The organism is Streptomyces sp. NPDC054847 (genome assembly GCF_053610925.1).
This window is the reverse complement of the sequence record NZ_JBSGZJ010000066.1, coordinates 1-22249: the sequence shown is the minus strand read 5'-3', so window position 1 is coordinate 22249 and position 22249 is coordinate 1. Positions and strand designations below refer to the sequence as shown.

The following is a 22249-nucleotide window of genomic DNA, read 5'->3' as shown; positions in this document are numbered from 1 at the left end:
CGCTTCTGGTTCATGTGGGACGACCTCGTCCGCGGCGCCATCGGCGCCGTCGTCCTCGTCGACACCCGCCGCCTCGCCGACTGCTTCCCCGCCGTCGACTACTTCGAGAACTCCGGCCTCCCCTTCGTCATCGCCCTCAACGGCTTCGACGGACACCAGCCCTACAACCCCGAAGAAGTCCGCGAAGCACTCCAGATCGGCCCCGACACCCCCATCATCACCACCGACGCCCGCCACCGCGCCGACGCCAAGAGCGCACTCATCACCCTCGTCGAACACGCCCTCATGGCCCGCCTGCGGTAAACAACCGGGCGCATCCCTGTCACGCCCCGTGGAAGCGGGCCACCAAAGCTCCTGAGGAAGCTTTCGTGGCCCGCTTGTGCATGTGAGCCGAGGCTGGGCCGCCTCGGGATCCGGGTTACGGGCGCGGGACCGTAGGGCAGAGAGTGCCACGGCATGGACGAACCGCCGCCGGTCGTCGCCAGCTCAGACGATGTCCTTGGCCCTCCGCTGGTCCATATTGTCGATCACTCAGGCGATAGGGATGTCGCAGGCGGCGATCTCACGGATCTAACGATCTTCGGCCTAGCCCCGGTGTTGCCGGCTTCTTCCGTGCCCCCGTTATGTTCTTCGCGGTCCTGCAAGAGGGCCGCTGGCCTCCGGACCCGGCATGACCGTTACCACCTGTGGATCGTCGGACCCGGGGGGACGTTGTCACAGCGCCGAGCGGTGCCGCTACACCTCACCGATGAGATCACCGCCGAGGTGACCGTACTCGTCGACCTCCACCAGGCCTCGCCGCCGAAGCCATCCGCACAAGCAACGACCCCTCACCTGACATGCGGTGGAACAGTTGCGCGTCGCCAGTGGCACGCTGCTCCCGGTCCCGAGATCGGAGGACCAGCGTGTAACTGAGTGAGCCGGATTCCGCGGGCACCAGCGACGGGAAACATTCGCAAGCTGGATGCGACGCGGGCATTGTCGGGTGCCAACTTCCACTCGGGCGCCCTCGGTGACATGATCACCCGGATAGCCATAACACCACTGGCAGGAGCGGAAGTTGAAAGTCCGGAACGTCGTCACAGTCATATCTACACTCCTCTCGACCGCAGCCGCCACGCTCGTGCTGGCACCCTCGGCCCACGCGGCAACACATGCGACGGCCTGCGGATCGACGTACTCACGGGTCGGGCATTACCCCTTGTCGTCTGCTATCGCACAAGCACCCGACCCTGGCGGCTGGCTGGACATCTACTACAGCTCGACGACCGGCAAGAACTGCGCCGTGGCTTATCCAATCAGCACACTTCAACCCAAGACGACCGAAATATCCATATCAATTCGCAGATCAGGCACTGCAGAGTGGTTTGGCGACAGCGGTCCGTACCACTACTACGCTGGACCTGCGTACATCTCGGCACGGGGCGTTTGCATCGACGCACTGGGCGACCTCGATGCCGGGTTCAGGTACCACGGCGGCTTCTACGGCAGGCACTGCGGCTGAACCAAAAGCTCAGTGCTGCCCGGCGACCGTTGGTTTCGTGGTTGTCGCGGGACGGGGAGAGTCCGAGACTGGTCGCGAAGTCAGGGTCCGTCAGGAAGCGGTCGTCTTTCCCGATACCCGCTCAACGCAACAGCCCGGCCGTCAAGGTTTGAGAAAGACAAGAGGAGCGTGACGTCCTTCTCGATGCAGGACCTGGCCTGGAAACACGAGGTCGGCCTCATGTGATCAGCGCCAGAGCATGGGAGAGGGGATGGCCGCTCCCCAGAAAGAAAGTCGAGGACGCCCGCAATTGGGCGGGCGTCCTCCAGTGCTTGTTTCAGAACTTGGCAAAGCCGCTGCAGGAGACGGAGCGTCTGCCCGACTGTCAGGCTTGGATGGCTGTCGGTCCGACATCAAGATCCCGCCCGCGACCCGCCGCACCGCGACGCCCGCATTCCAGAGCCGGTCACGCACGACTTCCCAGGGGGTCAGCCCTGCCAGCTGTGGGACGGCTGGAAGCCGCGCTGGCGCTCCAAACGGCGCCATCCTGCCGTGGTGCGGCCGCGGTGGGCCGGGGCCGCGTCGGTGGGCTGCGCCGAGGCGCGGGCCAGCAGGACCGCGGTGATGGCTGCCAGCTCCTCGGGGCCGGCATGGCCCTTCTCGACGCGGAGGAGGGAGGACGTCGGATCGGTAGGAGTGCTCATGTGTGCTCCAGGGTCCAATCGCAGGGTCACTGCGGCGGGTTGCCGTGCTTGCGCGACGGCAGGTCGGCGTGCTTGGTGCGGAGCATGGCGAGGGACCGGATGAGGATCTCGCGGGTCTCCGCGGGGTCGATGACGTCGTCGACCAGGCCGCGTTCGGCCGCGTAGTAGGGGTGCATCAGCTCGGCCTTGTACTCCTTGACCATGCGCGCCCGCATCGCCTCCGGGTCCTCGGCATCGGCGATCTGCCGACGGAAGATCACGTTCGCCGCGCCCTCCGCGCCCATCACCGCGATCTCGTTGGTGGGCCAGGCGTAGGTGAGGTCGGCGCCGATGGACTGCGAGTCCATGACGATGTACGCACCCCCGTAGGCCTTCCTGAGGATCAGGGAGATGCGGGGGACGGTCGCGTTGCAGTACGCGTACAGGAGTTTCGCGCCGTGGCGGATGATGCCGCCGTGCTCCTGGTCCACACCCGGCAGGAAGCCGGGCACGTCCAGCAGCGTGACGATGGGAATGTTGAACGCGTCGCACATCTGCACGAAGCGGGCGGCCTTCTCCGACGCCTCGATGTCCAGCACCCCGGCCAGCGACTGCGGCTGGTTCGCGACGATGCCCACCACCTGCCCGTCCAGCCGGGCCAGCGCGCAGATGATGTTGCGGGCCCACCGCTCGTGGACCTCCAGGAAGTCGCCGTCGTCGACGAGTTCCTCGATCACCTGGTGCATGTCGTAGGGGCGGTTGCCGTCCGCCGGCACCAGGTCCAGCAGGACCTCGCAGCGGCGGTCGGCCGGGTCACCGGCGGCGGCGGCGGGCGGGTTCTCCCGGTTGTTCGACGGCAGCATCGACAGCAGGTAACGGACCTCCGCGATGCACGTCTCCTCGTCGTCGTAGGCGAAGTGCGCCACACCCGACGTCTCGGCGTGCACGTCCGCGCCGCCCAGACCGTTCTGGGTGATCTCCTCACCCGTGACCGCCTTGACCACGTCCGGCCCGGTGATGAACATCTGCGACGTCTCACGCACCATGAACACGAAATCGGTCAGCGCGGGACTGTAGGCCGCGCCACCCGCACACGGGCCCAGCATCACCGAGATCTGCGGAATCACCCCCGACGCACGGGTGTTGCGCTGAAAGATCCCGCCATACCCCGCAAGGGCGCTGACGCCCTCCTGGATCCGGGCCCCCGCACCATCGTTCAACGACACCAGCGGCGCACCCGCCGCGATCGCCATGTCCATGATCTTGTGGATCTTCGTGGCATGCGCCTCACCCAGCGCCCCGCCGAAGATCCGGAAATCATGCGCGTACACGAACACCGAGCGGCCCTCGACCGTGCCCCAACCGGTGATCACACCATCGGTGTACGGCTTCTTCGCCTCCAGCCCGAAACCCGACGCACGATGACGCCGCAACTGCTCCACCTCACGGAACGAGCCCTCGTCCAACAGCAGAGCAATCCGCTCACGGGCCGTCAGCTTGCCCTTCGCATGCTGCGCCTCGGTCGCCTTCTCACTCGGCCCCCCAAGCGCCTGCTCACGGATCTCGTGCAGCTCGGCAACCCGGCCACGTGCGTCGCTCGGCTCGCTGGTGGTCTCGTCCAAAACGGTCATGCATCGACCCTACGGATCCGAACAAGGAAACCCTGCCGTCGACTCTGCACAGTCTCGCGCCCGTTCTCCTGTCGGGCTTGAACAGAACCATTCCGCACCGAGCGCCAACCACCAGCTCAGGACGGTGCGGCTTTGTGGAGGTCCGACAAGCATGTGGGCTGAGAGTCGCCTCACAGCCAGGACGCGCGGAGTACGCCGCTCGGGTTATCCGGGGGGGCGGCCCAGCGTACCGGGCCGCCCCCGGAGGATGCTCAGCTCCCGCAGTGGAAGCGGGCCGCGCCCCAGTCGGCATGGTCGTTGCCGTTGCCGTCCCCGCCGTCGCCGGCGACCAGCTCCACGTAGTCGGCGCCGGTGATGTCGGCGGTCAGGGACCAGGCCGGGTCGGCGGCCTTCAGCACCGGGGAGGCGGTCTTCTCCGTGCCGTCCGCGACCACGCTGAACCGTACGGTCCCCCGTGACGTCTGGACGTCGTCCACGCCCACCTGGGCGGTGAAGGTGGTGCACTTCCCGCCGAGGTAGTAGCGGATCCTCGAGGGCGCGTGGCTCCCGAGCCCCTTCTCGAACACCACTCCCCCGATTCGCAGCGGGCCGCCGTCACCGGTAGCGGTCTCGCCGTTGGACAGGTCCCGCTCGACCGGGCCCCAGCCGTTGGCAGCGGACGTCCAGTCCAGGTCGCTCGCCCATGCGTCGGCGGTGGGCGGTGGCGGAAGGGTCCGCACGGAGGTGGCCGCGGTGAGCTCGCGGGCCGAGCCGCCCACGGTGTACGTCGCGGTCGAGCCGAGGGAGTACGCGCGGTACTCCGCGTCGGCCGGCGGCGTCACCTGCCAGCTGCCGGTGACCTTCGCACCGGGCGCCACCGTCTCGAACGACACCGGCCCCGCGGGCTCCGCCGTCCAGCCCTCGGGCAGCCGGAGCGCCAGCCGCACATCCGCGGCCGCGGTCTGCTCGTCGTTGGTGAAGACGGCCTTGACCTCGTTCTTGTCGCCCGGTTCGAGGGCCTCCCCGGCGGTCACGCCGAGGGTGCCGCACGCGGTGGGCCGTGCAGCCGGGCCGAGGTCGGTGACCGTGAAGGCGTCCATGACGAAGTCGGCGCCGTCCGGCGCGTCCGCGCGCTTGCGCAGCCCGGTCCAGGTGTCGCCGCAGCCCGCGGTCACCGTCTCGGAGAAGTGGCCGGTGGTCCGCTGCTGCCCGACGGGCGTACGGCGTCGCTCGACGGAGCCGCCGGCGGCCCGGTCGTAGCCGGTCACCCACTCGTAGGCACCGGCGTGACTGGACTGGTAGTCGTACTCGACCCGGTAGCTGTGGCCGTCCTTCATGGGTACGGTCCAGGGGGCGGTGCGGTACACGAGTCCCGTGTTCTCGTCGTGGGCCTTGAGGGACTCCTTGCCGCCGAGCACGTCGTCGATCAGTTTTCCGTTCCAGCCGGCCTGGGTGTACGGCGCGTGCAGCTGGCTCACATGCGTGCGCGGGTCGGTCGCGCCGCCCGCGTCGCCCTTGAGGAACGGCCCCCAGCCCTGGTCGACGGCCTCGAAGTCCTCGTACACGAGCGCGCCCGGCTTGGTCGTGGGCGCGTTGGCGACGATCCGTACGTCGTCGGTCCGGACCCGCGCCGCGCTGCCTGCCGCGGCCTCGATCTTCAGGGTCACCGCCTCGTCGGGTGCGGTGAAGTTGACCTTGGCGCGCTGGAAGTGGGTGCCGTGCCAGTCGGACGCGGCGACCTGGTCCTTGGCCGTGGAGCGTTCGACCGTGACGGAGCTGCCGCCGGCGGACAGTGTCGTACGGCGGGAGCTGCCGGGCTCGACCTCGATCCACGCGGACGCGGTGTACCGCTCGCCCGCCTTCAGCCCGGTGATCCGCTGGGACAGGGACGCGGCGCCGGGTCCTTCGAGTGCGGCGCTGTTGCGGCCGTGGCCGTCGGTGTGACGGGTGACGCCGCCGTCCTTGGTCCACGCGTCGAGCGAGGCGTCGTTGAAACCGGGGTCGGCGACCGGGCCGCCCTCGCCCCAGCGGGCGTCGCGCTGTTCGGGGGCGCGGTCGGGGTAGAGCACGTACGGCTGTCCCGCGGTGGCGGTGAGGCTGATCCGGCCGGCTTCGGGACGTACGGTGCCGGTCTTCACGCGGCCGTTGTCGGTGAGCTTGTAGACGGTGTACGGGCCGTTGCCGTCCACGGCCCAACTGCTGGTGCCGCCGCTCTTGTTGTAGTGGTACAACTTCTCGCCGCCGGCCCAGGGGAGCAGATAGCGGTCGCCGTCGAGGACCTTGCGGCCGCCGTCGTAGAAGGTGCGGCGGCCGTCCTCCACGGTGCCGCGCAGGCCGCCGGTGAAGCGGATGTCGTTGCCGTTCCAGCGGGTGATCCGCTCGTGCTGGAGGTATTTGGCGGGCAGGTCCCGCTGCCAGACGTTGTCGTAGAAGGCGTTCCAGTCGGTCTCGCCGGTCCAGCCCTCGAAGTCCTCGAGGGCGGTCTGGCCGAGGACCGGGTGGTTGTTCCAGACGTCCTTCTCGCCGTTGCGGATGAAGCGGATGATCTGGGAGTTCAGGCCCTTGTTGGTGGCTCCGCCGTAGTCGAGGTCGTTGGCCCAGTGCGACCAGAGCGAGGCCCGCTCGAACTTGTCCGCCCATTCCGTGCCGACGGTCCACCCCTGGCGCTGCACGGCCTGGATCGTCTTGTCGGCGATCCAGCCGTGCGTGTAGTAGACGTCGATGTAGAGGAAGTCCAGGTTGCGGTGCGCCTCGTCGCGCAGCTGCTGGAAACGGCGGGCGAGGTCACCGCTGTTGATGTCGCGGCGCTGGTCGATGTAGTAGCTCTGGTTGAGCCAGTTCCAGCCGGGCTTCGTCCTGTCGACGAGCTTCTCGTCGAAGGCGTTCGCCTCCGGGTAGGACTCGGTGGCGTTGACGTGCACGCCGAAGTCCGCACCCCACTTCTCGCCGTGCTCGAGCAGCTTGTTGAGGTCGGTGAGGCCGCCGGCGCGCTTGTTGTAGTTGCCGCCGTAGTCCGGGTGGGCGGAGTCGTGGCCCTCTGAGCCGTATCCCTTGAGCACCGCCAGCTGGCCGAGGCCGTCGGTGGCGAGCGAGATGCGCTTGACGTCGTCGAGGGTGCGCAGGAAGGGGTGGGTGGCCTGGCTGGCGAAGTTGAACGGGATGTGCGTGACGACCCGCTCGGGCGTGGCGTCGCTGCCGGGCGCGGTGATGCCGATGGTGCGGAAGGCCACCGCGCCGTCCTGCCAGTCGACCTTCCGGTCGCCGTTGGCGTCCGGGGTGACGACGACCTTCGCCCAGGGCAGGCTGTCGCCGCTCTCGGGCTCCGGCGCGCCCGCCCCGCGGTAGGTCCACTGACCGGACCAGACGCCGACGCGCACGGTACCGTCGGCCGCCTTGCGGGCCTGGTGCCAGAAACGGGCGTCGTCCCCGCCGGTCGGCCCGCTGGGCCTGTCGTAGGAGGAGTTGGATTCGACGGCGGCCGCCAGGGCTCCGGTGTTGACGATCGCGTAGGAGGCGCCGACGGGGGCCGTCTCCGCGGGGGTGCCGGCGGTGACGTCCGCGAAGACGTCGGCGGTCCGGGTCGAGTCGGGGTCGAGGCGGGTGAACGCCGTGGCCGCCCCGGGCTCCGTACTGCCGACGGACACGAGGTCGTGGCCGGGTATGTCGATGGTGCCCACCCGGAAGGCCTCGGTGTCGCGTACGGCGGTGACCTTGAAGGTCACCGCCCGGCCGGAGACCTGAAGGACGGCGTCCATCTCCACGCCGGGCAGTGCGGGGAAGACGAGCGCATAGCGCGCGGCGGACCGCTCGACGCGGGGTGCGCCGGCGGGACGGACCGCGTACGGCTTGCCGTTGAGTGTGACCTCGGTGACCGGAGCGGTGCTGCCGAGCAGCACGGCTCCGGACGCGCGGTCGGTGTACGACAGGACGCGGGGAAAGTCGTCGGCGACGGTGACGGACAGCGCGCCGGAGCTGATGACGGGCCCGGCGCCGGAGGCTGTCACGGCGCCGGGCCCGTCGGCAGGTGACGCCGGGAACGCGGGCCCGGCCAGGGCGAACACGGCACAGGAGGCGGCGGCCAGCGCGCCGGCCGCACGGAATCTACGAGGCATGGGGCATGGGTAGTCCCCGGCTCTGCGGGCGTCAACGAAGTCGGGGGCCGGGGCTCCCGGCAGTCCAACAACCACCGCTCTTTAGTCCAAGTCCCCCAGGGCGGTGACGACTTGTGAACGCGCCGACACCCTGAGAGCGCTCTCAGTCACAACTATTGACGTCTGCCCCACCCGTCGCAAGAGTGGGACTCCCCCCACAACAGCAGGAGTTCATCCCGTGATATCCCGCCGTATGTTCCTGACCGGTGCCGCCGCGACCGCGACCGCACTCACCTACCCCGCTTGGGGAAGCGCTCTCAGCCCCGGTGCGGGAGCAGCACCCGCCACCTGCGAACTGGCCCTCGAGAACAAGTCGCTGCCCGGCACGGTCAACGCCTATGTGACCGGCCACGAGGACGGCTCCGGGGACTGGGTGCTGCTCCGCGCCGACGGCAGCGTCCACAAGCCGGCCGACCCGCCGGCGCCCGGGACGCCGCTGCCCGTCGACTGCGCCATACCCCTCAAGGGCGCGGGCGAGGGACCGGTCGTCCTCACCCTCCCCCGGATGTTCGGCGCGCGCGTCTACTTCGTCCGCGACGACAAGCTGGACTTCTTCGTCAACCCCGGCCCCTCGCTGGTCGAGCCGGCCTTCGCCACGCCCGCCGACCCCAACTACGGGCGCACCTGGTCGTTCTGCGAGTTCACCTTCAACTCGCAGCAGCTGTACGCGAACATCAGCTATGTCGACCTGGTCACCGCGCTGCCGATCGGCCTCACCCTGACCGGCGACGCGACCCACGCCGTCGCACCGCTGCCCCAAGGGGCCCTGGAGAAGATCGCGGACGACCTCGCCGCACAGGCCGGCCGCGACGGGCAGCCCTGGGACAAGCTGGTCATCCGCTCGGGCTCCGGCACGGTGCTGCGGGTGATCTCACCGCAGACGATCATGGCCCCGTACTTCGACCGTCCGGCGGAGATGCCGTTCCGGGACGTCTTCGACGGGTACATCGACAAGGTCTGGGAGAAGTACCGCTCGGAGGACCTGCGCGTGGACCTGCAGGGCGGCCGCGGCGTGCTCTCCGGGCGGGTCAGCGGCGACGTGCTGGCCTTCGAGGGCGGCCACACCTTCACCAAGCCGTCGTCGCGGGACGTCTTCACCTGCAACCACGGGCCGTTCGCCAACAACCCCGCCGATCCCGACGACAAGAAGGCACTGCTGGCCCGGATCTCCGCCGCGTTCAACCGCAGCACCCTGCTGACCCATCCCGACCAGCCGAACGGCGCGACCTCGGCCGACTACTACCGCGACCCCACCACCAACCACTGGTCGCGCGTCGTCCACGCCAACTCCCCCATCGGCTACGCCTTCCCGTACGACGACGTCCGCCCGGACGGACAGCCGGACGTCTCCGGCGCGGCGCACGACGGAAATCCGAAGCGGTTCACGGTGAGCGTCGGGTCCTGATCGCACGTATCACCCGGTAGCACGTGGGGGCGTCCGGTCCGGGGGGCCGGACGCCCGCACGGCTTTTCGGTGGACCGGCCGGATCAGCAGCCGCCGCAGTTGTAGTACGTCACGTCCCAGTGGTTGCCCTCGTCGGCGTAGATGTTCCCGGAACCGGACCGCCACTGGGGCGCGCCGTCGCCGCGAACGCCGATGTACGCGAAGTTGTTCTTGATGTAGTTCCCGACGCAGGTGTACTTCGAGTAGTCCAGCTTGTAGCCGTTCCAGTGCGAGTAGGTGCCGCCGGCGTGGCCGGTCTCGGTGCCTCCCGTGATGTTGAGAGCACAGCCGCTGGCGCTCTTGAGCGTCTGGGCGCCCTTCGCGGTGGCGAGGTTGAGCTGCTCGAAGGACGTACAGGTCGGGTTGTTCCGGTCGGAGCAGCCGCCGGACGAGGACCAGGTGATCCCGGACGAGCGGAACATCGAGGTCGCCGTCGCATGGCTGATCTTGGTGACGGCGTGCGCGTCGGTCGCGGTGGTGAGGACGCCGAAGCCGGGCGCGAAGAGCGCGCCCGTGACGAGCGCGAGCGCGCTGAGGACGGAGCGGATTTTCATGGCGGGGGGATCCCTCCTGCTGATGACCGTGTCTGGACCGTGCTTCCGGTGGGACGGCAGTGCAGGTGGAGCAGGGAGATCGTGCCCGAGTTCTACGCGCGTCCGCCAGAGGGCGTCGGCATCTTCCGGGTGAACCTTCGGGCGCATCCGGCGAAACCTTCCCGAGAGATGTTGAAAGTTGTACGGAATAGGTCTACAGTCGAAGTCGTTGAAGCTTAAACAACAGCGCAGGGAGCTCCCCGGCGCCCGTCCCCAAGGAGCAGACATGGGCCTCTTCAACCGCAAGAACAGTGACACCGCCGTCGCGACCGCCACCGCGCAGGTGGACCCCGCCCTGGCGGCACTGAGCGGCGAGTACACCATCGACCCCGCGCACAGCAGCATCGGCTTCACCGTCCGGCACGCCATGGTCACCAACGTCCGCGGCAGCTTCGGCGAGTACGAGGGCAAGCTGGTCCTCGACGGCACCGAGCCCGCCCGCTCGACCGCCGCCATCGACGTGGCCATCGCCTCCATCGACACGGGCATCGCCGACCGCGACGGCCACCTGCGCAGTGGTGACTTCTTCGACGCCGAGACGTTCCCGAAGATGACGTTCCGTTCGACCGGCGCCGAGCAGCTCGGCGGCGACAAGTACCGGATCAGCGGCGACCTCACGATCAAGGACGTGACGCGCCCCATCGCCATCGACCTCGAGTTCCAGGGCTCCGCCACCGACGTCTACGGCAACGAGCGGGTCGGCTTCGAGGGCGGCACCGAGATCCTGCGCTCCGACTGGGGCCTGACCTGGAACGCGGCGCTGGAGACCGGCGGCGTGATGGTCAGCGACAAGGTCAAGCTGAACTTCGACATCTCCGCGATCAAGGCCGCAGCTCCGGCCGCCTGATCGCACCGCACGCACCGCCACGGCGGGGTCGGGACCTCCCGGCCCCGCCGGCGCGCGTCCGCAGTCTCTCTGCCGGGGGTGATGTCAGAGGCCGCCGGTGTGGAGCAGACGGTTCGGGGAGCCGGGGCTGATCCCGGTGATCACGTCCTTGCTGGACTTCTCGACGATCCAGTCGGCGACCTCGGCCGCCGTCGCGGTCGGATACTTCGACTTGTAGAGGGCGGCAACGCCCGCGACGTGCGGGGAAGCCATGGACGTGCCGTTCATGTCGACACTGCCCCCACCGAGCTTGGCCGAGACGATCGAGGCGCCGGGGGCGTAGACCGACAGGCAGGACCCGAAGTTGGAGAAGTCGGCCTCCTGGTCGGAGGCGTTGGTCGCCCCGACCGCCAGCACACGTTCCGCGGAAGCGGGAGAGACGTTGCAGGCGTTCTCCGTCTCGTTGCCCGCAGCGACGACCGGCAGGACCCCGCCGGCCGCGAGCGCGTCCGCCGCGTCGTTGACCGCCGTGGATTTTCCGCCACCGAGGGAGGCGTTCAGCACGGCCGGCTGCTCGGCGTTCGCCGCGACCCAGTCCATGCCGGCGATGACGCCCGACAGCGTGCCGCCACCCTCGCAGTCCAGCACCCGGACGCTCACCAGCGACGCCTTGCGCGCCACGCCGTACGACGAGCCGCCGACGGTGCCCGCGACATGCGTGCCGTGGCCCTGGCAGTCCTGCCCGCGCCGCCCGTCACCGACGGCGTCGTAGCCGAAGACGGCCCGGCCGCCGAACTCGGCGTGCCCGTAGTCGATGCCGGTGTCGAGGATGTACGCGTTGACCCCCTGGCCGCTGCCGGCCGCCGTGAACGCGTCGTCCAGAGGCAGTGCACGCTGGTCGATGCGGTCGAGACCCCATGACGCGGCGGGCGCCAGCGAGGACGCGGGCGGAGTGCTCGCGGTGACGGTGGCGTCCTCCTCGACGGCCACGACGCCAGGCATCAGCCGGACCTGCTTCAGCTGATCGGCAGAGAGGTCGGCGGTGAATCCGCGCAGCGCCGTCCCGTAGGTGAACAGCGCCTTGACGCCGACCTCCCCCATCATCACGTTGGAGTCCGCGGTCCGGGCGAGGGTCACGATGTAGCGCCCCGGTACGGCGTTCGCCGAGCGGTGCAGCGGCGCCATTTCGGGGGCGGGTGCGGAGCGGGCGTGCGCGGACAGCGGACCGGCTGCCGCGAGGACAGTGGTGACGGCGAGGGCGGGGAGGGCGGAGAGTGCTCTGAGTCTGGTTCGGTTGCGCATGCACCCGAGACAAGCACGGCGTGTAACGCTTTCCTACTGTCGGTAACCGTTTCGAATCGAGCCCCCACGGTTGCCGTACACCTGGCCGCTGGCAGGCCTGCCCGTCCGGCGCGGCGTTCCGCACCGGACGGGAGCCGGGATCTAGAAGCCTCCGCCGCCGAAGTCACCGCCGCCGAAGCCGCCGCCGCCCCAGTCACCGCCGCCACCGAAGTCGCCGCCGCCACCGAAGTCGGACGAGTCGAAGTCGCCACCGGAGTAGTCACCGCCGCCGTATTCGCCGCCGGTGAACTCGCCTCCGCCGTAGTCGGCCGCGTAGGCGGGGGTGGCGAGCATATGGCCGAGCATGGTGCCCATCAGCAGGCCGGGCAGGATGCCGCCGCCGAAGTAGCCGCCCGCCCAGGGACCGTAAGCGGGCCCGGCCTCCCAGTAGGGGCGGCGCCCGGCGCCGGTGTCGACGGTGCGCGCCAGCGGGTCCTGGCCTTCCTCGACGCGGGCCGCGTCGGCCGCGCAGACCGGGACGTCACGCGCGGCGCCGCCCGCCGGCGCCCAGGAGATGTCCTTGACCGACAGACCGTGGCGCGGGTCGAAGAAGCAGGGTGCCCGGCGTTCGGGAAGGGGCCGCCCCTCACGGCGCGCGGCCAGTACGGCGAGCGCGAACCTTCCGTCGTCCAGGGCCTCTGTGACCCCGCGGACGTCCCCGGGGTGCTGCGCGGCGGCCATGCGGGACTTCGCGGTGTCGTACGAGTCGAGGGCCCGCTCGTAGTCGGCCCGCATGGCGTCGTCCGCGCCCTTCTCCGAGGGGTGGAAGTCCAGCCGGTCGAGTTCCTCGCCGAACGCGGTGATGTCCTCGTCGACGACGACGCGGAGGCGTTCGAGGGCGGCCCGCTCCTCCTCCGCCTTCCGGCGGCGCTTGTTGCGGACCATCGCGTAGGCACCGGCACCGCCCGCGGCCGCGACCGCGCCGAGGACGATGAGACCGCCGGCTCCGACGCCGTCCTCCTCACCCGATCCGGGGTCCCAGGATGCGGGAGCGGTGCCGTCGACCTGAGGCAGGGCCTGGTCGACGAACTTGTCCAGCTGGACCACGGCGTCGACGGGCGCGCCGCTCTTCACCGAGGCGGTCAGATTCTCGACGGCCCGGTTCGGCATCACGACGGAGTCGGCGCCGGCGTCGAAGCCGTCGCCGAGCCGGACGGCGTACAGGCCGGTGATACCGGTCTCGGTGCGCAGATTGCGCAGCAGATCGTCCGGCGGGAATTCGGCGGTGGCGGGCAGTACGGCCACGAAGACCGGCTTGTCGGCTTCCTCGATCCGGTCGGCCAGCGATGCGGCCTCGGTCTGCGAGACCTGGCCGGTCATGGCCGGGTGGACGTACACCGGACCCTCTCTCAGGGCCGCGGCGGCGTCGGACACCCCCGAAGCCCTGACGGCGGCGCCGGAGGCAGGAGCCAGGATCATGAGCAGCATCATTGTCAGCCCCGCGAGGGCCGATACAAGAGTGAACGGCCGTGTCCTCATACCCTCGACGCTACCCGAAACAGGGATAAATAAGACATACGTGTGAGGTGCAGGCGAAACAGCCCGGAGCGAAATGCTCGCCGGACCCTCGGCGGATGATCGACGGCGGCACCCGCCCTGCCGGGTGCCGCCGTCGAGCGTGTGATCAGCCGGCCCGGTAGGCGGCGGTCAGCTTGGCGACCGCACCGGCCGGATCGCCGGTGAGCAGCAGGTGGTCCGCCTCCGCGAACGGCTTCGCCGAAGCCTCGGTGATCTTCCCGGCCATCTTCTGCTGGACGATCAGACGTGCCGTGCGTACCAGTTCCCTGGCCTGCTCCGACCTGCCCCGGCCGGTCGCCTGGAGGACCTTCGCGGCCACGGAGACGGCCTTGAGCGTCAGCTCACCGCCGCCCGGCGTCCTGCGCGTGGTCAGGCCCCAGCCGTAGGGGAACTGCGGGTCGTACGCGGCGTCGCCGACGTTGATCGGCAGCTGCGCCTCGGACTTCGGCCAGGTGACCGGAAGCTGCCCGGTGAACGGACGGGTCCCGTACAGGACGTCCGCGACGCCGTCGCCCTCGGTGCCGGGCAGCCAGGACGCGACGAGCGCGTCGATGCCGTCCAGCCGGTCGCCGATCAGCTGCGGCCGGCCGGAGACGACCAGGACGGCGCACTTCATCGCGGCGCAGACCTTGTCCACGGCGGCCTTGTCGGCGGCGGTCAGCTCCAGGTCGTGGCCGTTGCCGACATCGCCGATGCCTTCCGCGTACGGGGTCTCTCCGACGACGACCACGCCGACGTCGTAGCCGTCGGTGGCCGCGGAGGCGTCCTTGGAGTAGTCGATGGTGGCGTCGGGGGCGGCCCGCTTCATGCCTTCGAGGATGGTGGTGCCGGTGGTGATCCTGCCGGAGGAGCCCTGCCAGCTGATGGTCCAGCCGCCGGCCTGGTTGCCGAGGTCGTCGGCGTTGGAGCCGGCGACGTACACCTTCTGCGACTTCTTGAGCGGCAGCACGGCGCCGTCGTTCTTCAGCAGCACCTGCGACTTGGCGACGGCTTCCCGGGCCACCGCGCGGTGCTCCGCGGAGCCGACCTCGTCCAGGTTCCCGGTGTCCGCGTACGGCTTCTCGAAGAGGCCGAGCTTGAACTTCTGGGTCAGGATCCGGGAGACGGCGTCGTCGACACGGGCCTCGCTGATCCGCCCGGCCGTCACCTCGTCCTTCAAGGTGCGCGTGAACTCCTGGTAGTTGGTCGGGACCATGATCATGTCGAGACCGGCGTTGACGGAGGTGCGCACGTCGCTCGGGTAGTCGCCGGGGATCTGGTCGATGGCCTGCCAGTCGCTGATGACGAACCCGTCGAAGCCCATCCGGTCCTTGAGGACCCCGTTGATCATCTCGGCGTGGGCGTGCATCTTCACGGGTCCGGCGTCGTCGCCGATGATGTCCAGCGACGAGTACGAGGGCATGACCGTGCCCGCGCCGCGCTTGACGGCCTCCGCGAACGGCGCGAGATGGACCGCCTCCAGTTCCTCACGGGTGACCTTGGTGACGCCCTGGTCGATCGTGTAGGAACCGGTGGACGACGAGCCGAACTCGGTGCCGCCGTCGCCGACGAAGTGCTTGGCGCTGGTGAGGACCTTGTCGCTGCGGTCCAGGTCCTTGCCGTTACGGGCGCCCTGCATGCCCTGGATCACCGTCTCCATGGCGGTCACCAGGGCCGGGTCCTCACCGAACGCCTCGTAGGAACGCCCCCAGCGCTCGTCGCGGGTCACGCACAGGCAGGGCGCGAAGTCCCACGGGATGCCGGTGGCGCGCACCTCCTTGGCGGTGACCGCGCCGGTCCGCTCGGCGATCTCGGGGTCGCGGCCGGCTCCGATGCCGATGTTGTGCGGCATGATCGTCGAGCCGATCACGTTGTTGTGCCCGTGGACGGCGTCCACGCCGTAGATCAGCGGGATCTGGTACCGGGTGGCCTGGGCCCGGAGCTGGTAGGTGTCGACCATCTTGGCCCACGCCTCCGGCGTGTTCGGCGTCGGCACCGAACCACCGCCGGAGAGCAGCGAGCCGAGGTCGTAGGAGGCGATGTCGCCCTGCGACTTGAGGGCGTTGCGCTCGGCCTGCGTCATCTGGCCGGCCTTCTCGGCGAGGGACATGCGCGAGAGCAGGTCGGCGACACGCTTCTTCACCGGCAGCTCGGCGTTCTGGTACGGCAGACCGTGGGCGTTCACGACGACCTGGGGCGTCTCGGCAGGTGCCTTCGCGCCGGTGACGGTCAGCCGCAGCGGCACGGTCTCCGCGGACTCGGCCGTCCGGTCCTTGCTCGTTCGCACGGCGACCGTACGGGACTCCCCGGAAGCGGTGCCCGCCGGGAAGGTGACGGAACCGGTGACCGGTTCGTAGTCCGCCCCCACCTCCGCGCTGCCGCCGCCTGCCGTGTACTCGACGGTGACCGGCTCGTCGGTCGGGACGGAGCCGGTGGTGGCGACGGAGATCTTCACCTGGGCGGTGCCGCCCTCGTCGACCGGGTACACGGCGGCGTCGGTGACGACCTTGGCCTTCAGGGCCGGGTCGGCCTTCCCGTACAGCTCCATGCCGTCGACGGCGAAGGAGCCGGGGGCGCCGGTGGGGAGGGTGAGCGCCCAGCCCCACATCTCGTTCAGGCCGAGGACCTGGTCGATGCCGCCGACGGGCTGGTAGTCGGCGCGGTAGACGAAGTCGGCGAACGGGATCTCGACGAGGTGCCAGCCCTCCCAGTCGTCGGTGAACGAGGTGGTCCACAGTTCGGACGCGCCGCCGTTCGCGCCGCCGTCCTTGATCTCGAAGTTGATGCGCTTGCCCGAACCGGGCGGCAGGGGCGCGGTGTTCTGCCCGTACCACCAGAAGCGGATGCCCTTGGACGCCGTCCAGTCGCGGGGCGCCTGGTCGACGGCGTACTCGTGGCTGAGGCCGCCCCAGCCGCTGATGTCGTAGGAGCCTTCGAGGACCTTGCTGCCCTCGGGTGCGTCGGCCCGCTCCTTGAACTCCAGCCTGGGCCGGTCGTCGGCGTCGCTGCCCCAGGTGAAGATGCCCTCCGCGGGCGGGTCGGCGAACGGCACCTCGCCCTCGAAGCGGTCGACGGGGACAGGCGCGGGCTCGTCGGCGGCGGCGCTCGGCAGAGCTCCGGCGATCAGCGACCCGAGCACGGCGGTGGCTGCTAGGAGGGCCGTACCGGCCCGGCGGGGTCCGGGGCGTGGTCGTGGCCGGCGTGATCCTGGCATTGCGGCTCCTTCGGTGCGACATGGGTGTGGCGCGGATTCGGCAGGGTGCGGCAAGAGGCGGCCGGTGTGCGGGACGGCCGGGTCCGGGTGGTGCACCGTCCGGCATGGCACACCGGGTCGAAGGGGGCCTGTGGCGGGGCATACGGCGCCGCCCGCGGGCGCGGACCGGCGGAGGGGCGGCGTCAGCCGTCGGGCGCGGAGCCCCGGACGACGAGCTCGGTGGGCAGCACGACCGGCTCGTCCGGGATCGCCTCGCCGCCGAGCCGCGCGAGCAGCAGCCGGGCCGCGGTCTCGCCCATCTCCCGCATCGGCTGGCGCACGGTGGTCAGCGGGGGCGCGGTGTGCCGGGCCATGGGGATGTCGTCGAAGCCGACGACGGCGATGTCGTCGGGCACGCCGCGGCCGGCGTCCCGCAGGGCGCGCAGCACCCCCGCGGCGATGAGGTCGTTGTGCGCGAAGACCGAGTCGAAGGGCGTCCCGTCGCCGAGCGCCCGCTCGACGGCCTGCCGGCCGGACGCCTCCGTGAACTCCCCCTCCAGGACGAGAGCGTGGGGCAGGACCTCCAGGAAGCCGTCCGTCCGGTCGCGTACACAGCCGAAGCCCGCCGGACCGGTGGCCACGAGGGGCCGGGTGCGTCCGGTCGCGAGCAGATGCCGGGCGGCCGAGGCTCCGCCCTCCCGGTTGGTGGTGGCCACGGACGGGAACTCGGGGTGGTGCCCGCGGTCGTCGATGAGGACGACGGGGAGTCCGCGGCGGTGCATCGCGGTGATGGTGTCGAGAGTGTTCTCCGGTTCGATGACGAGCAGTCCGTCGAACGCCCTGGCCGACACCTGGCTGGTGAAGTGGTCGACGGACTCCGCGCCCCGGTTGCAGGTGAACAGCAGCAGGCCGTAGCCGGCCGCCTCGACGGTGTCCACGACGCCCTGGAGCACCTCGCCCATCCAGGGCCAGGTGAGCGGCGGCGTCAGCATGGCGACGGTACGGCTGCGGCCGCGGGCCAGACCGACGGCGCCCGAGCTGGGGACGTAGCCGAGCGCACCGATCACTTCACGAACACGGGCGGCCGTGGCGGCGTCGACATCGGCCTTGGTGTTCAGCACCCGGGAGACGGTGGTCTTGCTGACACCCGCCTCACGTGCGACGTCGGCGATGGTGACACGCATCGAAGGGCCTCCGCGTCGAGCCTCTGGTACCGGTACCGGAACCGCTGCCGGAACCGGTTCCGGCGTGGTGCGCAGAGTCAACCGCCAGGCGGTCATGCCGTCAATACTTCACACCGAAATCCGCTGAAACCCAAGTCCGGGGCGCGTGTGGGGAGTTCTGCGTTCAGGATCTGAATGTGCGAAGTCTTGACGGGTGCCCCGTGCGGGAGTTCACTCACGCCCCGTCCCCCACACCTGAGCCGAGAGGTCATGCTCATGGCGAGACTGCTGGCAAGACGATCACGACGACCGGCACGACGACCGATGAGAACCGTCCGCATCCTGCTGGCCGGCGCGCTCGCCACGGCGGGCCTCACCGGCCTCACGGCCGGCAGCGCCCAGGCGGCGGGTGAACAGGTGAACGTCTGGCTCACCACGACGGACGACAGCGGCGGCCGCCATGTCACCCGCGGACTTCAGCAGCAGGCACCGATCCACTTCCAGTCGGGCACCGGCGGTGGCGGCACCGACATCACCGTCGACGAGAACACCCGCTACCAGACGTTCACCGGCGGCGGCGCGTCCTTCACCGACACCGCGGCCTGGCTGATGAAGGGCTCCGGCGCTCTGTCGCAGGCGACACGTGACGCCACGATGCGCAAACTGTTCTCGCCCACCGACGGCATCGGACTGTCGTTCATCCGCAACCCGATGGGCGGCTCCGACCTGGCGCGCTTCGGATACACGTACAACGACCTGCCGGCCGGGCAGACCGACCCGTCCCTGTCGAGGTTCTCGATCGCGCACGATCTCCAGGACGTGCTCCCCCTGACGAAGCAGGCCGAGCAACTCAACCCCTCGCTGACCCTGGTGGCTTCGCCGTGGACCGCCCCGGCGTGGATGAAGGACAGCGGGCAGCTGAACGGCGGCTGGCTGAAGGCCGAGAACTACGGCACGTACGCCGATTACTTCGTGAAGTACCTTCAGGCCTGGCGGGACCAAGGCGTCCCGGTCGACTACGTCACCGCACAGAACGAGCCGACGTGCTGCGGCGGATACCCCTCGATGAGCTGGAACGCCTCGGGGCTCGCGTACTTCACCAAGAGCGAGCTGCTGCCGGGGCTCGCGGACGCGGGCCTGCCCACGAAGGTGCTGGCGCACGACTGGAACTGGGACACCTACGACGCGTACGCGGCGCAGACCGTGAACGACGCGGCGGTGCGCAGCCACCCGAACTTCGGCGGGGTGGCCTGGCACGGCTACGGAGGCAACGTCTCGAAGCAGACGGACGTCCACAACCAGTACCCGCAGCTGGACGCCTTCCAGACCGAGCACTCCGGCGGCACCTGGATCGCGAACCAGCAGCGCGAGGACATGATGAACATCATCGACTACACCCGTAACTGGGCGAAGTCGGTGACCAAGTGGTCCCTCGCGGTCGACCAGAACCGCGGCCCGCACAACGGCGGCTGCGGCACCTGCGACGGCCTGATCACCGTCCACAACGGCGACTCACGGCACGGCCAGGTGGACTACACGATCGAGTACTACACGATGGGCCACCTCACGAAGTTCGTGAAGCCGGGCGCCCACCGGATCGCGTCGACCGGCAGCTCGGCCGTCCCCAACGTGGCCTGGCGCAACCCCGACGGCTCCAAGGCCCTCATCGCCTACAACGACTCGTCGTCGGCTCAGACGATGACCGTCAACTGGGGCGGACAGCGGTACACGTACTCGCTGCCGGGCAAGACGTCCGCGACCTTCACCTGGTCGGGGACGCAGTCGGGCGGCTCGGACCAGTCCGGCGCCCTGGTGGGCCTCGGCGGCAAGTGCCTCGACGTGGCGGGCGGATCCTCCGCCGACGGCACGCCCGTCCAGCTGTGGGACTGCAACGGCTCCGCCGCGCAGCGCTGGACGATCCGCTCCGACGGTTCCGTGCAGGCGCTCGGCAAGTGCCTGGACGTGACATCGGGTTCGACGGCGGACGGCGCGAAGGTGCAGCTCTACACGTGCAACGGCTCGGGCGCCCAGCAATGGCGCCACGAAGCGGGCAGCGGGGATCTGGTGAACGTCCCCGCGGACAAGTGCCTCGACGCGTCGGACAACTCCTCGGCGAACGGGACCCGGGCACAGATCTGGTCGTGCACGGGGGCCGCGAACCAGAAGTGGCGGCTTCAGGCCTGAGCACGAAGCGAAGGGGGCGGCCCGGCCACCCGGGCCGCCCCTCGCGCACTACTCCGTCGGCTCGACGCCCGCGCGCAGCAGACCGTAGGTGTACGCGTCCTCCAGTGCCTGCCAGGACGCGGCGATGATGTTGTCCGCGACGCCGACCGTGGCCCATTCGCCGTTGCCGTCGCCGGTGGTGATCAGCACCCGGGTCGTCGAGCCGGTGCCGTGGCGGCCCTCGAGGATACGGACCTTGTAGTCGACCAGCTCCAGCTTCGCGAGCTGCGGGTAGATCCGCTCCAGGCCCACCCGCATCGCGCGGTCGAGCGCGTTGACCGGTCCGTTGCCCTCCGCGGTGGCGACGATGCGCTCGCCCTTGGCCCACACCTTCACGGTGGCCTCGTTGGCGTGCGTACCGTCCGGGCGGTCCTCCACGATCGCCCGCCAGGACTCGGTGCGGTAGTAGCGCCGGGCCCTGCCCTCCGCCTCCGCGCGCAGCAGCAGCTCGAACGAGGCGTCGGCGGCCTCGTAGGTGTAGCCCTGGAGCTCGCGCTCCTTGACGCGCTCGACGACGCGGCCGACCAGCTCACGGTCGCCGCCGAGATCGATGCCGAGCTCCTTGCCCTTGAGCTCGATCGAGGCGCGGCCGGCCATGTCGGACACGAGCATCCGCATGGTGTTGCCGACCAGTTCCGGGTCGATGTGCTGGTACAGGTCGGGATCGACCTTGATCGCGGAGGCGTGCAGGCCGGCCTTGTGGGCGAAGGCGGAGACACCCACGTACGGCTGGTGGGTGGAAGGCGTGAGGTTGACGACCTCGGCGATGGCGTGCGAGACGCGGGTCATGTCCGCGAGCGCCCCGTCCGGCAGGACGCGCTTGCCGTACTTGAGCTCCAGCGCGGCGACGACCGGGAACAGGTTGGCGTTGCCGACCCGCTCGCCGTAGCCGTTGGCGGTGCACTGGACGTGGGTGGCGCCGGCGTCGACCGCGGCCAGGGTGTTGGCGACGGCGCAGCCGGTGTCGTCCTGGGCGTGGATGCCGAGGCGCGCCCCGGTGTCGGCGAGGACGGTGGAGACCACGGCCTGGACCTGGGCCGGAAGCATGCCGCCGTTGGTGTCGCAGAGGATCACCACGTCGGCGCCGGCCTCGTGTGCGGTCCGGACGACGTTCTTGGCGTACTCCGGGTTCGCGCGGTATCCGTCGAAGAAGTGCTCGCAGTCGACGAACACCCGTCGGCCCTGTTCGCGCAGGTAGGAGACGGTGTCGCGGACCATCTCCAGGTTCTCGTCGAGGGTCGTGCGCAGCGCGAGCTCGACATGGCGGTCGTGGGACTTGGCCACCAGCGTGACCACGGGGGCGCCGGACTCGAGCAGCGCCCTGACCTGCGGGTCCTCGGCCGCCTTGCCGCCGGCGCGGCGGGTGGCGCCGAAGGCGACGAGCTGGGCGTGGCGGAAGGTGATCTCCTTCTGCGCGCGGGCGAAGAACTCCGTGTCGCGGGGGTTCGCGCCCGGCCAGCCGCCCTCGATGAAACCCACGCCGAAGTCGTCCAGGTGCCGGGCGATGGTCAGCTTGTCCGCGACCGTGAGGTTGATGCCCTCGCGCTGGGCGCCGTCGCGCAGCGTCGTGTCGAAGACATGGAAACTGTCGTCGACCTGCGTGTCCTGGCCGTTGGTGGTCATGCTGTCCTGACTCCTGTCGGATGAGTGGCTCCGGAATGTCTGGCTCCACTTGCCCCCATCATCGCGCGCGGCTCGCATTCGGCCGTGGGTGAGGCCGTAAAACGAAAAAACCCCTCGCGGGTGCGAGAGGTCTGCGCGCGGGTCTGGGGCACGGTGCCGCCTGCCGCGGGATTGCTGTCCACGGGTCAGCGGTCACTGCGGACCGGCGCGCTGCTGCCGATAATCATGGCGAACGAGAGCACGGGGGAAGTCTGCCACAGGTGCGCCGCGGGCTGGACGGGAGTCTCACGATGCGGTCGCCCCTGGCGGGGCGGGGCCGCTGCGGGGGGCCGTTTCCCCACCCCGCCCCTTCCCGAACCGGGCTCCGCCCGGACCCGGTACCGCGCTGCGCGCGGTGTTTCGGGGGCTCTGCCCCCGGA

At 70.0% G+C, this 22249-nt stretch carries 14 protein-coding genes; 5 read left to right on the top strand and 9 right to left on the bottom strand.

What is annotated here, in order from left to right:
- A partial coding sequence (locus ACWGH4_RS10625) for a GTP-binding protein (RefSeq protein ID WP_453458334.1) occupies nucleotides 1–303 on the top strand: 303 nt, incomplete at its 5' end.
- Nucleotides 304–1060: 757 nt separating this feature from the next.
- Nucleotides 1061–1504, top strand: a complete 444-nt coding sequence (locus ACWGH4_RS10620) for a hypothetical protein (RefSeq protein WP_453458331.1) — start codon at nucleotides 1061–1063, stop codon at nucleotides 1502–1504.
- Nucleotides 1505–1971: 467 nt separating this feature from the next.
- Here the strand turns inward: ACWGH4_RS10620 and ACWGH4_RS10615 are convergent, their stop codons facing one another.
- The 3 genes from ACWGH4_RS10615 to ACWGH4_RS10605 form a co-directional block, all read right to left on the bottom strand.
- On the bottom strand, nucleotides 1972–2187 hold the full coding sequence (locus ACWGH4_RS10615; RefSeq protein ID WP_441267646.1) for an acyl-CoA carboxylase subunit epsilon: 216 nt from the start codon (nucleotides 2185–2187) through the stop codon (nucleotides 1972–1974).
- A 26-nt stretch (nucleotides 2188–2213) separates the two neighbouring features.
- On the bottom strand, nucleotides 2214–3797 hold the full coding sequence (locus tag ACWGH4_RS10610; protein WP_453458328.1) for an acyl-CoA carboxylase subunit beta: 1584 nt from the start codon (nucleotides 3795–3797) through the stop codon (nucleotides 2214–2216).
- Between the two features lie 251 nt (nucleotides 3798–4048).
- Nucleotides 4049–7888, bottom strand: coding sequence for an endo-alpha-N-acetylgalactosaminidase family protein (locus ACWGH4_RS10605; protein ID WP_453458325.1), 3840 nt, complete (start codon nucleotides 7886–7888; stop codon nucleotides 4049–4051).
- A gap of 232 nt (nucleotides 7889–8120) precedes the next feature.
- Between ACWGH4_RS10605 and ACWGH4_RS10600 the strand changes: the two genes are divergently transcribed.
- Nucleotides 8121–9332: a glycoside hydrolase family 64 protein gene (locus ACWGH4_RS10600; RefSeq protein ID WP_453458337.1), complete on the top strand. Its 1212-nt coding sequence runs from the start codon at nucleotides 8121–8123 to the stop codon at nucleotides 9330–9332.
- 83 nt (nucleotides 9333–9415) lie between these two features.
- Here the strand turns inward: ACWGH4_RS10600 and ACWGH4_RS10595 are convergent, their stop codons facing one another.
- Nucleotides 9416–9925, bottom strand: coding sequence for a hypothetical protein (locus ACWGH4_RS10595; protein ID WP_441266004.1), 510 nt, complete (start codon nucleotides 9923–9925; stop codon nucleotides 9416–9418).
- A 265-nt stretch (nucleotides 9926–10190) separates the two neighbouring features.
- Between ACWGH4_RS10595 and ACWGH4_RS10590 the strand changes: the two genes are divergently transcribed.
- Nucleotides 10191–10811 (top strand): YceI family protein, encoded by a 621-nt coding sequence (locus tag ACWGH4_RS10590; RefSeq protein ID WP_453458321.1) that lies wholly within the window; start codon nucleotides 10191–10193, stop codon nucleotides 10809–10811.
- An 84-nt stretch (nucleotides 10812–10895) separates the two neighbouring features.
- Here the strand turns inward: ACWGH4_RS10590 and ACWGH4_RS10585 are convergent, their stop codons facing one another.
- The 4 genes from ACWGH4_RS10585 to ACWGH4_RS10570 form a co-directional block, all read right to left on the bottom strand.
- Nucleotides 10896–12092 carry a S8 family peptidase gene (locus ACWGH4_RS10585; protein ID WP_453458318.1) on the bottom strand — a complete coding sequence of 399 codons (1197 nt, stop codon included), beginning with the start codon at nucleotides 12090–12092 and terminating at the stop codon, nucleotides 10896–10898.
- A gap of 141 nt (nucleotides 12093–12233) precedes the next feature.
- Nucleotides 12234–13610 (bottom strand): hypothetical protein, encoded by a 1377-nt coding sequence (locus ACWGH4_RS10580; protein WP_453458315.1) that lies wholly within the window; start codon nucleotides 13608–13610, stop codon nucleotides 12234–12236.
- A gap of 145 nt (nucleotides 13611–13755) precedes the next feature.
- Complete coding sequence (locus ACWGH4_RS10575) at nucleotides 13756–16842, bottom strand: glycoside hydrolase family 3 N-terminal domain-containing protein (RefSeq protein WP_453458312.1); 3087 nt, start codon at nucleotides 16840–16842, stop codon at nucleotides 13756–13758.
- Between the two features lie 182 nt (nucleotides 16843–17024).
- A complete protein-coding gene (locus ACWGH4_RS10570) occupies nucleotides 17025–18005 on the bottom strand; it encodes a LacI family DNA-binding transcriptional regulator (protein WP_453458309.1) in 981 nt (326 codons plus the stop codon).
- A 303-nt stretch (nucleotides 18006–18308) separates the two neighbouring features.
- Here ACWGH4_RS10570 and ACWGH4_RS10565 point away from each other — a divergent pair, with 303 nt between their 5' ends.
- Entirely contained in the window at nucleotides 18309–20168 is a 1860-nt protein-coding gene (locus tag ACWGH4_RS10565; protein WP_453458307.1) for a ricin-type beta-trefoil lectin domain protein, read from the top strand.
- Nucleotides 20169–20216: 48 nt separating this feature from the next.
- Here the strand turns inward: ACWGH4_RS10565 and cimA are convergent, their stop codons facing one another.
- The gene (cimA, locus tag ACWGH4_RS10560; protein WP_453458304.1) at nucleotides 20217–21830 is read right to left on the bottom strand and encodes a citramalate synthase; all 1614 of its coding nucleotides are present in this window, start codon (nucleotides 21828–21830) and stop codon (nucleotides 20217–20219) included.
- Nucleotides 21831–22249: the final 419 nt, after the last annotated feature.

Excerpts from the sequence above, each read along its gene's own strand:
- ACWGH4_RS10615 (WP_441267646.1), bottom strand. The coding sequence starts at position 2,187 with ATGAGCACTCCTACCGATCCGACGTCCTCCCTCCTCCGCGTCGAGAAG.
- ACWGH4_RS10610 (WP_453458328.1), bottom strand. The coding sequence starts at position 3,797 with ATGACCGTTTTGGACGAGACCACCAGCGAGCCGAGCGACGCACGTGGC.
- ACWGH4_RS10605 (WP_453458325.1), bottom strand. The coding sequence starts at position 7,888 with ATGCCTCGTAGATTCCGTGCGGCCGGCGCGCTGGCCGCCGCCTCCTGT.
- ACWGH4_RS10600 (WP_453458337.1), top strand. The coding sequence starts at position 8,121 with ATGTTCCTGACCGGTGCCGCCGCGACCGCGACCGCACTCACCTACCCC.
- ACWGH4_RS10595 (WP_441266004.1), bottom strand. The coding sequence starts at position 9,925 with ATGAAAATCCGCTCCGTCCTCAGCGCGCTCGCGCTCGTCACGGGCGCG.
- ACWGH4_RS10590 (WP_453458321.1), top strand. The coding sequence starts at position 10,191 with ATGGGCCTCTTCAACCGCAAGAACAGTGACACCGCCGTCGCGACCGCC.
- ACWGH4_RS10585 (WP_453458318.1), bottom strand. The coding sequence starts at position 12,092 with ATGCGCAACCGAACCAGACTCAGAGCACTCTCCGCCCTCCCCGCCCTC.
- ACWGH4_RS10580 (WP_453458315.1), bottom strand. The coding sequence starts at position 13,610 with ATGAGGACACGGCCGTTCACTCTTGTATCGGCCCTCGCGGGGCTGACA.
- ACWGH4_RS10575 (WP_453458312.1), bottom strand. The coding sequence starts at position 16,842 with ATGCCAGGATCACGCCGGCCACGACCACGCCCCGGACCCCGCCGGGCC.
- ACWGH4_RS10570 (WP_453458309.1), bottom strand. The coding sequence starts at position 18,005 with ATGCGTGTCACCATCGCCGACGTCGCACGTGAGGCGGGTGTCAGCAAG.
- ACWGH4_RS10565 (WP_453458307.1), top strand. The coding sequence starts at position 18,309 with ATGAGAACCGTCCGCATCCTGCTGGCCGGCGCGCTCGCCACGGCGGGC.
- cimA (WP_453458304.1), bottom strand. The coding sequence starts at position 21,830 with ATGACCACCAACGGCCAGGACACGCAGGTCGACGACAGTTTCCATGTC.